This is a genomic window from Streptomyces sp. Y1 (genome assembly GCF_041053115.1).
GTDB classification, from domain to species: domain Bacteria; phylum Actinomycetota; class Actinomycetes; order Streptomycetales; family Streptomycetaceae; genus Kitasatospora; species Kitasatospora rubellomurina.
Map to the genome: position 1 here is coordinate 2,403,052 of NZ_CP163445.1, position 13,792 is coordinate 2,416,843.

A 13,792-nucleotide genomic window follows, 5' to 3' on the forward strand; every position below is an offset into this window, starting at 1 on the left:
TCGCCCCGCCCGGGGCGCGGGCACGGTTCGCGCACGGCCCGTGGACGGCGCGGGGGACGGCTCGGGGCCGGCGCGCACGGGCACGGCGCGGCCGGGCGCGGCTCAGCGGGCGACGAGCTGCAGCTCCGCGGGCGCCTCCTCCACCATCGCCACCCCGATCCGGCTCACCCGGACCGAGAAGGGCTCCCCCGCCACGCGCAGCCCGGTCAGCTCCAGCTCGCCGAGCGGCGCGGTGCTCGCCGGACGGACCAGGACCCGGCCGCCCGGGACGTCGGGCCGCACCCCGGCGAGGGCGAACACCGCGTGCGCGGCGGCCGCCGCCGAGACCGCCGCCGGGCGGCAGGCGGCCGGGTGCGGCACGGGCGGGCAGCCGGGGGTGCGCTGCTCCCCCGCGTACATCTCGGGCAGCCGCCCGTCGAAGTGGGCCGCCGCGGCGAGCAGGCCCTCCAGCAGGGCGCCGGCCTCGTTCTCGTGGCCGGCCTCGGCGAGCCCGGCGATCGCCAGCGCGGTCTCGTGCACCCGCACCGCCCCGCCGCGGTGGCCGAGCGGGTTGAACCGGGGGGACTTGGCGCTGAGCGTGCGCAGGCCCCAGCCGCTGTCCAGCTCGGGCGCGGCCAGGCGCTGGGCGAGCAGCCGGGTCTGCTCGCGGTCCAGCAGGCTCTCGTGGCGGCCGCCGTCCACGGCGAGCCCGGTGTCGAGCAGGTGCACCAGGGAGGAGGCCAGGGCGGGCAGCGGCCGACCGCCGGGGGCGAGCCCGGCGGCCGGCCGGCCGCCGGAGAGGTCGTCGATCCAGAACCGCTCGCGGAAGCGGCCGCGCAGCTCGGCGGCCCAGCCGCGCCACTGCTCGGCACCCGGGCGGCCGAAGGCCTCCAGCAGTTCGGCGCCGTGCAGGGCGGCCCGGTGGGCCTGCGCCTGGACCTCGGCGCGGGCGGGCACCGGCTGGGCGGAACGGTCCTCCACCGGGCGGCTCAGGTCGGTGACGAAGCCGTCGACCAGGCCCTCGCGCAGGGCGGCCAGGGCACGCTCGGCGGTCGGCAGCAGTTCGGCCGCCTCCGCCCGGGGCAGGCCCCAGCGCCAGGCCTCGGCCAGCACGGTGACGAAGAGCAGGGTGGCCTCGGTGGCCGTGCAGGAGGGGGGCAGCTCCGGGCCGCCGTGCCGCAGGGCGCCGGGGAGCAGCCCCTCGGTGCGGCCGGGGGCGGCGGTGAGCTGCTGCCGGCGGGCCAGCGCCCGGAGGGTGCCGGCGGCGAGCCGGGTGCCGAGCGGCAGGGTCAGCCGGGCGGCCCAGAGCGCGTCGGCCGGGGCGAGGCCGAAGCGCCAGGGCGCGCCGGAGGCCGGGTAGAGGTCGGTCGGCCGGTCCGGGTCGGCGAGCAGCAGCCCGCCGAGGGCGTCCAGGGAGCGGGTGACCAGCGGGACGGCGCGGGGGTCGTCGCTGCGGACCTCCGGTTCGGCCCAGGGCAGCGGAACGCCGGCGCCGCGCCCGCCGGGCGGGCGCGGCCCCGCCGCGGCGGCGCTCTCCAGCTCGACGCGCAGTTCCACCGACCAGCGGGCGCCGGGCTGGACCTCCAGGTCCCAGCGGAGCACCCCCGCACCGGCCAGGACGGCGTGCGGGGAGGGCTTGGCGCCGACCACGGCGCTGTGCGCCGCGCCGGTCCAGCGCAGCCCGGCGGACTGCACCTGGCCCGGAAGGTCGGGCGGACGGTGGCCGGCGGCGATCTCGGCGACCGGGCCGAGGTCGGTGCCGAGCGCGATCTCCAGCGGCAGCCGGGCCGGGCGGGCGCCGGTGTTGCGCACGGTGACGGTCTCCACGCCGTCCGCGTGGCGCAGCCGCTCGACGGTGAGCGCCGGATCCGGGTCGAGGTCCCCGGGGAGGCGGACGGTGCCGAGGAAGCGGGCCTGGGCGGCGCTGGTCAGGGTGCCCAGGAGCGGCAGCGGTTCCATGCCGCCCAGCCGCAGCTCCATCCGGGCGAGCACCCGGACGCCGTGGCGGTAGAAACCGTGCAGGCCGTGGCCGCGCAGCTGGCCGTCCGGACCGGAGGCAGCCATCCCGGGGGCGTTGACGCAGAGCACCGCGTGGTGGGCGGCGGGGGGCTGGGGGCGCAGCGGGGCCATCGGGCGGCCCGGGCCCACGGGTGCGCCGACCGGTGCCCCACCGGGCATGGCGGGCCCGGCGGCCTGGGCGGGCGGGGCCTGGTCGGGCCGGCCGGCCGGTCGCGGCCCGCCGGCCACGCTCTCGGCCGGCATGGCCTGTGGTGGCCTCATGGCGGTCACCGGACTCTCCTCCCCTCGGCGGTCCGGTGGCCGGGTCTGGCCGGTGGGCCGCGCGCATGCTCGATCGCCTGCTGATGGTGCCGGGCCGACGGGCTGCCCCGCCGGCGGTGTGCCGTGCCGTGCCGGGCGCGATGCCGGGCCGGAACCGACGCCGCGCCGACCTTACGGGTCGCCGACACGGGCCCGCCGGGCGGCCCGGGCCTCCGTCCGGTCCGGCACCCCGGGGCACCTGCGGCCCGACGACGCCCACCGGGCGCGGCCCCGAGGGACCACGGCGCGTACGGCACCCGGGCCTGCCGACCCGGGCCGCCGGTCGCACCGCCGATGGCACCGCCGGTCGGCGGCCCGTCCACCCGGGGAGCGGTGTCCGGACGGGCGCCGCCCGGACGCGCGGCCCCCGGGGTGAACGCCGCGGGCAGCCTCCAGGTCACGCCGCGCGGCCGCCACGGCCCGGTCGGACCGTGCCCGTCGCCCGGGTGCCGCACCCGCCGGCCACCGGCCGGAGGCTCAGCACCGCCCGGTCCGTTCGCATGCGGATCGGATGGACCTACCGGCGCCCGGAGTGGGTGGCGATGGTCGAACCGCCGCTCGATCGCGGTCAGGGTACGGTGCGGGAGTCGCGGCGCCCGCACCCGGTGATCCCGTGAATCGCGACACGACCGCTGTGACCAGCAGAGATCGAGGAGTTGCATGTCCACCGTCAGCCGGCTGCCCGGGATTGTCACGACCGACCACGTCTTCCAGCTGCCCCTCGACCACGCCGCCCCGGAGGGCGAGCAGATAGCGGTGTACGCCCGCGAGGTGGTCGCCGCCGGCCGCGAGCGGGACGACCTGCCCTGGCTGCTCTTCCTCCAGGGCGGGCCCGGCGGCAAGGCCGCCCGCCCGCTCGGCCGGGACTCCTGGCTGGACCGCGCCCTGGACGACTACCGGGTGCTCCTGCTCGACCAGCGCGGCACCGGGCGGTCCACGCCCGCGACCCGGCAGTCGCTCGCCCGGCGCGGCGGCCCCCAGGAGCAGGCCGACTACCTGGCGCACTTCCGCGCCGACTCGATCGTGCGCGACGCCGAGCTGATCCGGCACCGGCTGCTCGGCGCGGACCGGCGCTGGAGCGTGCTCGGCCAGAGCTTCGGCGGCTTCTGCACCCTCACCTACCTCTCCATCGCCCCCGAAGGCCTGACCGAGGCCTTCATCACCGGCGGCCTCGCGGGCCTCACCACCTCCGCCGACGAGGTCTACCGGACCGCCTACCCGCGAGTGGTCGACAAGAACGAGGACCACTACGCCCGCTTCCCGCAGGACGTCGAGGCGGTGCGGCGGATCGCCGCGCACCTCGCCGCCGAGCCCGCGACCCTGCCGGACGGCGGGCTGCTCACCGTCGAGGCCTTTCAGGCGCTCGGCCTGATGCTGGGCGGCGGCAACGGCTCCGGCACCCTGCACTACCTGCTGGAGGAGGCCTGGGTGGAGGGCGCGGCCGGGCCCGAGCTCTCCGACACCTTCCTGGCCGGCGCCCAGGCCCAGCTGTCCTTCGCGGGCGGCCCGCTCTACGCCGTCCTGCACGAGTCGATCTACGGCCAGCGGTCGGTGGACCAGGGCGGCACGGCCTGGTCGGCCGAGCGGGTCCGCAAGGAGTTCCCGCAGTTCGACGCCCGGGCCGCGCTGGACTCGGACGCCCCGGTGCTGTTCACCGGGGAGATGATCTACCCCTGGATGTTCGACACCGATCCGGCGCTGCGCCCGCTGAAGGAGACCGCGGAGCTGCTGGCCGCCCGCACCGACTGGCCCGACCTGTACGACCCGGAGCGGCTGGCCGCCAACACCGTGCCCGTCGTGGCGGCCGTCTACCACGACGACATGTACGTGGACACCGCCGCCTCGCTGGAGACCGCCCGCGCCGTGCGGGGCCTGCGGGCCTGGATCACCAACGAGTGGGAGCACGACGGCCTGCGGCTGAGCGGCGGCAAGGTGCTGGACCGCCTGATCAAGATGGCCCACGGCGAGGCGTAGCGCCCACCGCCCCGGCGGGGGCGCGACGAGGTCAGCGCGCATGGCGGCCCCCTCTCGCGTCCCGCCGGGAGCCACGGCACCGGGGCAGGCCGGTACCGGACCCGGTCGCGGCGGCCGGGTGCTCGGCGGCGGACGTGCAGGCGGCCGACCGGCCGAGCCGAACGCCCCGGGTGGGCCGCCGTTCGGCCACCCTCGCCTCCCCGGCCAGCGGCCCGGGCTCCGGGAGCAGGGCGACCGGCCCCGCCCCGCCGGCCTCCGGAGCCGGCCCGGCGGGCCCCTCGGTCACGGGCGCACCCGGGCCCGGCCGAGGCGCTGCCGCCGCCCCCTTCCGCCGGGCGCCCCGCCGGCGCCGGTGCCCGCCCGGCGCCGGATCGGGCGGCCCGGTGGGCGCGTCACCCGGCTCCGGTGCCTCCGACGCCTCGGGCGCTTCGGGCACCTCGGGCGGCTGCGGCCGGTCGGCGGGCCGCGGCGGACCGGGCGGGCGCTCCTCCCGCTGGCGCCGCTGGGCCTCCACCGCGGTCATCAGCGCCTCGGGTGCCAGACCGTCGTTCAGCGACTCGTACAGCAGCTCGGCCAGCAGGTAGCCGGGGGCGAGCCGCAGGACGTGGCCGAGCACGACGCGGGCCGTCGCCGAGTCCCCGGCGACCCAGGAGGCCCAGGCCAGCAAGGTCAGCGGGGCGGCCGCGCAGTCCTCGTACGGCGGCACGGCGCGCCGGGCGAGGAACCGCCAGAGCCGCTCGGCGGGGGCCAGTTCGGCGGGCCTGGCGTACTCGACGCCGCGGTCCCGCGTCCGGCGGTCCCGCAGGGCGACCAGCAACCGGGCCGCCCGCTCCTCGTCGACCTCCCGGGCACCGGCCGCGAACTCGGCGAAGACCTGGTCGAGCAGAGCGGCACCCTGCTCGGGGGTGATGGCGCGCGCGGCGGCCGCCACCCGGTCCAGGGCCTCGCGCTGGGCGCTCGCCCCCGGCGGGCCGATCGGGGCCAGCCCGGCGACGATCGCCTTCCGGCTGCCCCGCGGCACCAGCCCGGCGACGGTCGCGGCGGCGGCCGCCGGGCCCGGGTCGGGGCCGCTGCGCACCGGGTTGCCAGCCGGATCGCAGCAGCCCTCGCCGCGGCAGAGGAAGGACCACCAGCGGCCGTCCGAGACGCAGAGCGACTCCTTGACCGCCACTCCCCTGCGCCCGAAGGCGGCGCGGAGGTGGTCCGACAGCGGCCGCAGGTCGTCCACCGCCGGCGGGGAGTGCGGAGCGGCCGAGTCCCGGCAGAGGTAGACGAGCACCTGCAGCGGGCGGCTGCCGTGCCGCTCGGAGAGCGCGACCAGCAGGGCGGCCGTCTCGTCCGCCGCGGTGGGCCACAGCGCGGGGGCGTCCGGGAGGTCGGCCCGGATCACCCCGCCCTGGTGCAGGTCGGGGCCCTGGAGCCCGACCGCGACGATGCTGTCGTCGGGGTAGAAGCCCAGGAAGTAGGGCAGCAGCTCGGCCATGTCGGCCGGGCCCCGCATGATCACCGGCCGGTGGCCGGAGGCCGGGCCGAGGGACAGGATGACGTGTTCGTTGTTCATCGCGTTCATGGCCGCAAGAGTGCGCGCGATCCGACGCCGCCGCCGAAGCATTCGTTTTCCTGTGGATAACTCCGGCCCCGAATTCCTCTTCGCTCGTTCGGAGTACACCAAACCCGCTCCGTCGAATGAATTTTGACAGGCGTTCAGCGGATGAACGGATTGCCTCCACCCCACATTCCACTCCCCACCGCGATCGGCATTCGCCCCCTGTCGGGGGCTCGGGGTTACATGGACGCCATGCAGCAGCCCGAGATCCACACCACCGCCACCGCCGACCGCGCCGAGGTCAGGGCGCGGGCCGAGGCCGTCCTGCGCGAGCTGGCCGGCCCCGGCGCCGCCCTGCGCGAGGACCAGTGGGCGGCCATCGAAGCCCTCGTGGTCGACCACCGCCGCGCCCTGGTCGTCCAGCGCACCGGCTGGGGGAAGTCCGCCGTCTACTTCATCGCCACCGCCCTGCTCCGGGCCGCCGGCGCGGGCCCGACGGTGATCGTCTCCCCGCTGCTCGCGCTGATGCGCAACCAGGTCGAGTCGGCCGGCCGGGCCGGCATCCACGCCCGCACCATCAACTCGGCCAACACCGAGGAGTGGGCCGAGATCCAGGCCGAGGTCGCCGCCGGGAAGGTCGACATCCTGCTGGTCAGCCCCGAGCGCCTGAACAACCCGGACTTCCGCGACCAGGTGCTGCCCGAGCTGGCCGCCTCCACCGGCCTGCTGGTCGTCGACGAGGCGCACTGCATCTCGGACTGGGGCCACGACTTCCGCCCCGACTACCGCCGACTGCGCACCATGCTCGCCGACCTGCCGGCCGGCGTCCCGGTGCTGGCCACCACCGCGACCGCCAACGCCCGGGTGACGGCGGACGTCGCCGAGCAACTCGGCACCGGCGCCGGCGACGCGCACGCCCTCGTGCTGCGCGGGCCGCTGGAGCGGGAGAGCCTCACCCTGGGCGTGCTGGCCCTGCCCGACCCGGCGCACCGGCTCGCCTGGCTCGCCGACCACCTCGACCGGCTCCCCGGCTCGGGCATCGTCTACACCCTGACGGTCGCCGCCGCCGAGGAGGTGACGGCCTTCCTGCGCGAGCGCGGCTTCGCGGTGGCCTCCTACTCCGGCCGCACCGAGGACGCCGAGCGCCGCACCGCCGAGGCCGACCTGCTGGCCAACCGGGTCAAGGCGCTGGTCGCCACCTCCGCACTGGGCATGGGCTTCGACAAGCCCGACCTCGGCTTCGTGGTGCACCTGGGCTCGCCCAGCTCGCCGATCGCCTACTACCAGCAGGTCGGCCGGGCCGGGCGCGGCGTCGACCGGGCCGAGGTGCTGCTGCTGCCCGGGCGCGAGGACGAGGCGATCTGGCGCTACTTCGCCTCGCTGGCCTTCCCGCCGGAGGAGCAGGTGCGCCGCACCATCGACGCGCTGGCCGAGGCCGGCCGCCCGCTCTCCACCGCCGCCCTGGAGCCCCGGGTGGACCTGCGCCGGGCCCGGCTGGAGACCATGCTCAAGGTGCTCGACGTGGACGGCGCCGTCCGCCGGGTCAAGGGCGGCTGGACGGCCACCGGGCAGAGCTGGGCGTACGACACCGAGCGCTACGCCAAGGTCGCGGCCTCCCGGGAGGCCGAGCAGCGGGCGATGCGCGAGTACGCGACGACCACCGGCTGCCGGATGGAGTTCCTGCGCCGGCAGCTGGACGACGAGCAGGCCGCGCCGTGCGGGCGGTGCGACAACTGCGCGGGCCCGCTGCACACCCCGGAGGTCTCCGCCGACACCCTGGCGGCGGCCCGGGCCGCCCTCGGCCGCCCCGGGGTGAGCTTCGAGCCGCGCCGGCTCTGGCCCACCGGGATGGACGCGCTCGGCGTGCCGCTCAAGGGCCGGATCCCGGCGGGCGAGCAGGCCGAGACCGGCCGGGCGCTCGGCCGGCTGTCCGACATCGGCTGGGGCAACCGGCTGCGCGCCCTGCTCGCCGAGCAGGCGCCGGACGTCCCGGTGCCCGGCGAGGCCGTGGACGCGCTGGTCGCGGTGCTCGCGGACTGGGCCCGTGGCCCGGGCGGCTGGGCCGGGCCGGCCACCGCTGAGGGCACCCGGCTGGAGCGGCCGGTCGGCGTGGTGACGATGGCCTCCTCGACCCGCCCGCAGCTGGTCGGCACCCTCGGCGCGCGGATCGCCGAGATCGGGCGGATGCCGCTGCTCGGCCGGATCGAGTACGCGGACGGGCGGCCGCCGCACGGGGCCCGCAGCAACAGCGCCCAGCGGCTGCACTCGCTGGCCGGGGCGCTGGTCCTGCCGCCCGGGCTGGAGCAGGCGGTGGCGGCCGCCGGCGGGCCGGTGCTGCTGGTGGACGACCTGGTCGACTCGGGCTGGACGGTCACCGTGGCGGCCCGGCTGCTGCGCCGGGCGGGGGCGAGCGCCGTGCTGCCCCTGGTGCTGGCCGTGCAGGGGTGACCGGGAGGGAGTGAGCGGGCGGGAGTGACAGAACAGGAGGTACCGGAGGGCAACCCTCACTCGAACGGCCTAGGAGAGAGGCGCAGGCCGAGCGATTTCGATCACACAGGGCACTCGTACGGAAGGGAGCAGTCACCATGCGACAGGCGGTTCAGCGTGTGCTCCGAGCGGCCCGGATCAAGGTCGACTCCTGGGCGCGCGCCACACGGAGGGTGGCGGCCCGGATGTGCCGGACACAGAGCCATCTGATGGCGTTCATCATTTCGTCATTGCCGCTTCACCCCCGATGCCGCGAGAATCGGAGAGTACCCAAAGCCCGGTCCGCAGGACCTGTCCTTCGGCGTACCCGGACACCCGCCTGCCCTCGGGCCAGGAAGGAGGATCGTGATCAACGGCATCGACCGAGGTCCACATCCCCTCGCCCGGAGTTCGGCGCCCAGACGGCTGCTGGACCTGGAGACCTGGACCGCCTCGGGGATTCCGTTGCTGCGCGATCCGCGCGAGTTCGTCCTGGAGCTGCACCAGCGGCACCTCCCCCAACCGGGCACGGTCGTGGTCGCCGTCCTGGACGCGCTCCACCACCTCGCCGCCTCGGCCTCCTTCGCTCCCTGGCCGCACGACAGCGACGGCTGGCAGCACCGCAACACCCTGCTCGCCCACCTGCGCCGGATCATCCCGCACGACCTGCGGCTCGCCCGGCCGACCCGCACCGCCGTCGTGCTGCGCTGCCGCGAGGGCGCGCCCGGCTGGACGGAACAGGACGGCGCCTGGATGTGGGCGCTGCGGGACGCCTCGGTGCTGCACGGCCTGCGCTGCGGCGCGTACATCGGGCTCACCCCGGCGGGGTGGCAGATCCTCGGGGACGGGCGGAGCGGACGCAATCCGCACGCGGGTTCGTGGGCGGACGGGCCGGTGCACACCGTGACGGAGCTGCCGCCGCGCTCGGCGCTCGACGACTCCCCGCGCAGCCAGCGCGCCCGGCAGCAGGCCGCCGGGCAGGTCAGGCGCGCGGACGGGCCGCAGCGCGCCCGCCCGTCCGAGCGTCCCGCCGAACTGCCCTGGGCCCCGGCCCGGGTGGCGGCCGTCGAGCCGGCCCGGCGCACGGGCACCCGCTGAGCCGGGACCGCGCCGAGCGGCCCGCGCACACCCGGGAAGCCCGTCCGCCCGTCCCGCGGGCGCGGCGGGACGGCCGGCGGGCCCGGTGCCGTGGCGGCCCCGGGCCCGGGTGGTCGGCTGCGGCCGACCGGTCAGGCGATCGGCCGGTCGGGCCTCAGGCGGTCAGGCGTTGACCCGGCGCCCCGGTGCGGCTGCGGCCTTACCGGTGGCGGCCGGGCCGGCGTCCCCGCAGACCACGAGCAGCGCGGTCGCGTGGCCGAGCGCCTTGGCGTACGCCTCGGCGGACCGGGCGGCCGGGCCTCCGTTGGCCACCAGGACGACCGCCTCGCGGCGGGCCGGGCGGTCCAGCGCGGCGTCCGCGTAGAAGACGTCCCCGCCCTCGGCGAGCTGCGCCCAGTAGCGCTCCTCGCCGAAGGAGAGCTCGTGCTGCTGCCAGGGGTGGGCCTCGCCGACCGTCAGGACCAGGATCTGGCCCGGATCGCGGCCGGCGTCCAGCAGGTGGTCGACCGCCTCGTCGGCGCGGTCGAGCGCCTGCGCCGGGGTGGCGGCGATCCGCTGGACCTCGACCTGCGGTGCGGCCGGGGTCTGGCGGCGCGGCGCCGGGCCGGGCTTCGGGATCCGCGGCGGCGCGCCGGAGCCGGCGGCCCGCGGCGGGGCCGGGCGCGGGGGTGCCGGGCGGGGGCCGGGCACCATGGCCGGCGCGGCGACGGTGGTGGTTGCGGGGGCGGGCGCGCCGCCGGTGGCGGGCGTGTGGAGGGCTTGTGCGTCCGACTCGCGGGGGAAGGGAACGCCGGGGCCCGGGAGGCTCTCGTGAATCTCCGGCTCCTCGGGGAAGACAGGCATACCCGGATATCTATCAAATGCCGGTCGGACGCGCACGGGCGCCCCACCCATTGGGCACCGGGGAGTTGCTCGGCCCACCCGGGGCAATTCCCGACGCAACGTCAGAAACCGAGCGTCAACTGTTCGTCGGCGCACGCCTGATCCGCGCCGCCGACGTCCCGGACACGCTTGAGATGACGCCACCGGGGCAGCGCGTCCAAGTACGCCCAGGAGAGCCGGTGGTGCTCGGTGGGGCCGTACTCCTCCAGCGCGGCGCGGTGCACCGGGGACGGGTAGCCGGCGTTGTCGGCGAAGCCGTACGCGGGGTGGCCCTCGCCCAACTCGGCCATCATCGTGTCGCGGTGGACCTTGGCGAGGACCGAGGCCGCGGAGACGCAGATGCAGGACTGGTCGCCCTTGATCACCGTGCGCACCCGCCAGGGGCCGCCGAGGTAGTCGTGCTTGCCGTCCAGGATCACCGCGTCGGGTTCGACCGGCAGCGCCTCCAGGGCGCGGACGGCCGCGAGCCGCAGGGCGGCCGTCATGCCGAGCTCGTCGCACTCCTGCGGGGACGCGTGCCCGAGCGCGTACGCGGTGACCCAGTCGGCGAGGACGGGGGCGAGCGCCTTGCGGCGCAGCTCGGTGAGCAGCTTGGAGTCGGTCAGCCCCTCGGGCGCCCGGCGCAGGCCGGTCACGGCCGCGCCCACGGTGACCGGGCCGGCCCAGGCTCCGCGCCCGACCTCGTCCAGACCGACCACGATCCTGGCGCCGGCCCGGCGGAGCGAGCGTTCGACGGAGTGCGTCGGGGGGACGATGGGCATGGCGGTTTCCGTTCAGCTGGACAGCCTCCAGCCTAAGCCCGTCGCGCCGAAGGCCGGTTCGCCGGACGGCCGGCCCCCGCGCGGACGCACCCGGGCGAGCCCACCCGAGGCGGACGCGCCCCCGGCCGGCGAACCGGAGAGCCGACGAACCGGAGAGCCGGCGCACGGGGGGCCGACAAGACCGGGAAACCGGTACCGGCGCCGCCCCGCTACGGGTTCCGGATCAGCGGCACCATCACGTCGTCGACCAGCCGGATCGCGAAGTCCGGCGCCATGTGCTCATGGCCGCCGACCTTCACCTGGTACATCAGCATCGCGGGCACCACGTCCGCCACCATCGGGTTGGCCGCACCCGGCCGGGCGTCGCCGCGCTCGGCGCCGCGGCGGAGGATGTCCAGGATGGTGTCCTTGGTCGGCTCGATCACCCGCTGGACGATGAAGTCCTTGAACACCTGGGCCTGTTGCTGGGACAGCTCCCCCATGAGCGCGTGCATGGCGCTGCCCACCCGGGAGTTCAGCGCGTCCGCGAACACCTCGATGAGCTGCAGCAATTCGGCGCGGGCGGACCCGAGGTCGGGGACCCCGTGAGGGCGTGGGAGAGTGGAGTCCAGGGCGTCGATGACGAGTTCGACCTTGGACGCCCAGCGCCGGTACAGCGCGGCCTTCCCGGTCCGCGCCGCTGCGGCGACCCCTTCCATCGTCAGCCGCGCGTAACCGCCGGAGGTGAGTTGATCGAGCGTCGCGTCGAAGATCGCGTTCTCCAACTCCTTGCCCCGGCGCCGCATCGGCCGGGCCAGCGCCTCTCGGGCCGCCCGCACCGGACAGAGGGCCGCCGGGGCCGGTCTCGCGCCCACTGACACCTCAGACCCCTCCGACTGCACGTCCGACGGCACGCCCGACGACGCCTCCGGCGACACCTCCGACGACGCTTCCGACACCGCCGCCGTCTCCGCCAGTCCGGCGGCCGCCCGACCGGACTTCCGGCCGGACGCCCGGCCGGTCGCCCGGTCCGCCGTCAGGCGCCGCACCAGTCTTTCCGTCGCCACCGTTCAACACTCCTAAGGAACGCTTGCGTTCACAATCACGACCAAGCTATCGTCCCAGATTAGTGAACGATCCCGTTCTCTCCCAGCCCCTCCGGCACGGGGCAGCACACCAGGGCCGGCGGGTGCGCTGAACACCAGCACCGAGCACGTAGCCAGCAGGGGGCTCATTCGTGGCTATCACCGACACGCTCAAGAAGACCTCACCACCGCAGGGCCGCCAGTCGCGCGGCAAGGGCATCACCCTGGCCGTCATCGCGGCCACCCAGCTGATGGTGGTGCTCGACGCCACCATCGTGAACATCGCGCTCCCGCACATCAAGGACGCGCTCAACTTCTCGACCACCAACCTGTCGTGGGTGATCAACGCCTACACGCTGACCTTCGGCGGACTGCTGCTGCTCGGCGGCCGGGTGGGCGACATCCTCGGCCGCCGCAGAATGTTCATCCTCGGCACCCTGCTGTTCGGCCTGGCCTCGCTGCTCGGCGGCTTCGCCCAGGACAGCAACCTCCTGCTGGCCGCCCGCGCCCTGCAGGGCATCGGCGGCGCGATCTGCTCCCCGACCGCCTTCGCGCTGATCGCCACCAACTTCGAGGAGGGGCCGGAGCGCAACAAGGCGTTCGGCGTCTTCTCCGCGGTGGCCGGTTCGGGTGCGGCGATCGGTCTGCTGGCCGGCGGCGTGCTCACCGAGTACCTCAACTGGCGCTGGGTGTTCTTCGTCAACGTGCCGATCGCGATCCTGATCGCGATCGCCGCGCCGCGCTACATCACCGAGTCCGAGCGCCAGGACGGCAAGTTCGACCTGCCCGGCGCGCTCACCTCGACGCTCGGCCTGGTCGGCCTGGTGTACGGCTTCATCCGGGCCGCCTCGGACGGCTGGTCGGACCCGATCACCCTCGGCTCCTTCGCGGCCGGTGCCGTCCTGATGGCCGCGTTCATCGTGGTCGAGAAGCGCACCGCCCAGCCGATCACCCCGCTGCACCTGTTCGCCGACCGCAACCGCACCGGCGGCCTGGTGATGATGCTCTGCATCGCCGCGGCCATGTTCGGCATCTTCTTCTACGTCGTCCTGTTCGTGCAGGGCCCGCTCAACTACAGCCCGGTGCGGGCCGGCGTGGCCTTCCTGCCGATCAGCGTGGCGATCATCACCGCCGCGCAGCTCGCCTCCCGCTTCCAGACCACCTGGGGGCCGAAGCCGTTCATGGCGGGCGGCGCGCTGCTGGTCACCATCGGGCTCAGCTGGCTGACCCAGATGAACAAGGACAGCGGTTACCTGGACGGTGTCCTCGGCCCCACGGTGGTCTTCGGCCTCGGTATGGGCATGATCTTCGTCCCGGTGATGCTGCTCTCGGTCGCCGGCGTGCCCGGCGAGGAGACCGGCGCCGCCTCCGGCCTGCTCAACTCGATGCAGCAGATCGGCGGTTCGCTCGGCCTCTCGATCCTGACCACGGTCTTCGCGCACTACGCCAAGGCCGAGGGCCAGGCCCAGGCCCCCGGGTTCCTGAAGTCCGCCACCCCGGAACAGATGGCCTACTTCCAGGAGAAGGGCGAGTTCCCGCCGCACACCGACGCGGCCAACTCGGTGCTCGCCCACGGCATCTCGCACGGGTTCGTGGTCGGCGCGGCGCTCGCCGCCGTGGCCGTGCTGGTCGCGCTCTTCGTGGTCAAGGCCAAGCCCGGCGACCTGCCGTCCGAGACCTCCGGCGTCGCGATGCACTGAGCC

The 13,792-nt window shown here is 76.0% G+C and carries 9 protein-coding genes; 4 read left to right on the forward strand and 5 right to left on the reverse strand.

From position 1 onward, the window contains the following. Positions 1–102: 102 nt before the first annotated feature. Positions 103–2,259 carry a glycogen debranching N-terminal domain-containing protein gene (locus tag AB2U05_RS10055; RefSeq protein WP_369185932.1) on the reverse strand — a complete coding sequence of 719 codons (2,157 nt, stop codon included), beginning with the start codon at positions 2,257–2,259 and terminating at the stop codon, positions 103–105. Positions 2,260–2,958: 699 nt separating this feature from the next. Here AB2U05_RS10055 and AB2U05_RS10060 point away from each other — a divergent pair. Further along, complete coding sequence (locus AB2U05_RS10060) at positions 2,959–4,272, forward strand: alpha/beta fold hydrolase (RefSeq protein ID WP_369183059.1); 1,314 nt, start codon at positions 2,959–2,961, stop codon at positions 4,270–4,272. 31 nt (positions 4,273–4,303) lie between these two features. Here AB2U05_RS10060 and AB2U05_RS10065 read toward each other — a convergent pair whose 3' ends face one another. Continuing rightward, positions 4,304–5,842, reverse strand: a complete 1,539-nt coding sequence (locus AB2U05_RS10065; RefSeq protein WP_369183060.1) for a DUF4192 domain-containing protein — start codon at positions 5,840–5,842, stop codon at positions 4,304–4,306. A 228-nt stretch (positions 5,843–6,070) separates the two neighbouring features. On the opposite strand from AB2U05_RS10065, the gene AB2U05_RS10070 reads away from it, so the two are divergent. Both AB2U05_RS10070 and AB2U05_RS10075 read left to right on the forward strand, forming a co-directional pair. Continuing rightward, positions 6,071–8,266: a RecQ family ATP-dependent DNA helicase gene (locus AB2U05_RS10070; RefSeq protein WP_369183061.1), complete on the forward strand. Its 2,196-nt coding sequence runs from the start codon at positions 6,071–6,073 to the stop codon at positions 8,264–8,266. A gap of 384 nt (positions 8,267–8,650) precedes the next feature. Beyond that, on the forward strand, positions 8,651–9,382 hold the full coding sequence (locus tag AB2U05_RS10075; RefSeq protein ID WP_369183062.1) for a hypothetical protein: 732 nt from the start codon (positions 8,651–8,653) through the stop codon (positions 9,380–9,382). A 162-nt stretch (positions 9,383–9,544) separates the two neighbouring features. On the opposite strand, the gene AB2U05_RS10080 is transcribed toward AB2U05_RS10075, so the two are convergent. The 3 genes from AB2U05_RS10080 to AB2U05_RS10090 all read right to left on the reverse strand — a co-directional run bounded on the left by AB2U05_RS10080 (position 9,545) and on the right by AB2U05_RS10090 (position 11,843). Further along, positions 9,545–10,225, reverse strand: a complete 681-nt coding sequence (locus tag AB2U05_RS10080; RefSeq protein ID WP_045698896.1) for a hypothetical protein — start codon at positions 10,223–10,225, stop codon at positions 9,545–9,547. Between the two features lie 101 nt (positions 10,226–10,326). Next, positions 10,327–11,025: a ribonuclease HII gene (locus AB2U05_RS10085; RefSeq protein ID WP_045708381.1), complete on the reverse strand. Its 699-nt coding sequence runs from the start codon at positions 11,023–11,025 to the stop codon at positions 10,327–10,329. A 209-nt stretch (positions 11,026–11,234) separates the two neighbouring features. Continuing rightward, on the reverse strand, positions 11,235–11,843 hold the full coding sequence (locus tag AB2U05_RS10090; RefSeq protein ID WP_244178861.1) for a TetR-like C-terminal domain-containing protein: 609 nt from the start codon (positions 11,841–11,843) through the stop codon (positions 11,235–11,237). Positions 11,844–12,247: 404 nt separating this feature from the next. Between AB2U05_RS10090 and AB2U05_RS10095 the strand changes: the two genes are divergently transcribed. Further along, positions 12,248–13,789, forward strand: a complete 1,542-nt coding sequence (locus tag AB2U05_RS10095) for an MFS transporter (RefSeq protein WP_244178864.1) — start codon at positions 12,248–12,250, stop codon at positions 13,787–13,789. The last annotated feature ends 3 nt before the right edge of the window (positions 13,790–13,792 follow it).